This is a genomic window from Paenibacillus sp. GCM10027629 (assembly GCF_042676425.1).
Lineage (GTDB): Bacteria > Bacillota > Bacilli > Paenibacillales > Paenibacillaceae > Paenibacillus_K > Paenibacillus_K terrigena.
Genome location: NZ_JBHTGZ010000016.1, coordinates 42,376 through 42,853, shown reverse-complemented (window position 1 = coordinate 42,853; position 478 = coordinate 42,376). Strand labels below are relative to the sequence as shown.

Below are 478 nucleotides of genomic sequence, written 5' to 3'. Positions count from 1 at the left end.
ATCCCGAACACGACCGTTAAGCCCTCTAGCGCCGATGGTACTTGGACCGCAGGGTCCTGGGAGAGTAGGACGATGCCAAGCGTGTAGTTATTCTAACGATTGCAACATATCGTTAGAACACTCTATTCCCTGATAGCTCAGTTGGTAGAGCACTCGACTGTTAATCGAGTTGTCACAGGTTCGAGTCCTGTTCGGGGAGCCACTTTTGCTCTCATAGCTCAGTAGGTAGAGTGCATCCATGGTAAGGATGAGGTCACCGGTTCGATCCCGGTTGAGAGCTCCATGTAGCACCTATGTACAAGCATCAATGCAGCAAGGCCCGTTGGTCAAGGGGTTAAGACACCTCCCTTTCACGGAGGTAACAGGGGTTCGAATCCCCTACGGGTCACCATGAATAATTCGGAGGCTTAGCTCAGCTGGGAGAGCATCTGCCTTACAAGCAGAGGGTCAGCGGTTCGATCCCGTTAGCCTCCACCAT

Annotated in this window: 4 tRNA genes and 1 rRNA gene; all 5 read left to right on the top strand. The window is 52.5% G+C overall.

Annotated elements, in window-relative coordinates:
• Positions 1 to 81: ribosomal RNA gene (gene rrf, locus ACFQZR_RS29030) — 5S ribosomal RNA — on the top strand; the annotation flags it as partial.
• Between the two features lie 45 nt (positions 82 to 126).
• Positions 127 to 202, top strand: a tRNA-Asn gene (locus ACFQZR_RS25650).
• A gap of 5 nt (positions 203 to 207) precedes the next feature.
• Positions 208 to 283: transfer RNA gene (locus ACFQZR_RS25645), tRNA-Thr, on the top strand.
• 33 nt (positions 284 to 316) lie between these two features.
• A tRNA-Glu gene (locus tag ACFQZR_RS25640) sits at positions 317 to 391 on the top strand.
• Positions 392 to 401: 10 nt separating this feature from the next.
• A tRNA-Val gene (locus ACFQZR_RS25635) sits at positions 402 to 477 on the top strand.
• Position 478 lies beyond the last annotated feature (1 nt).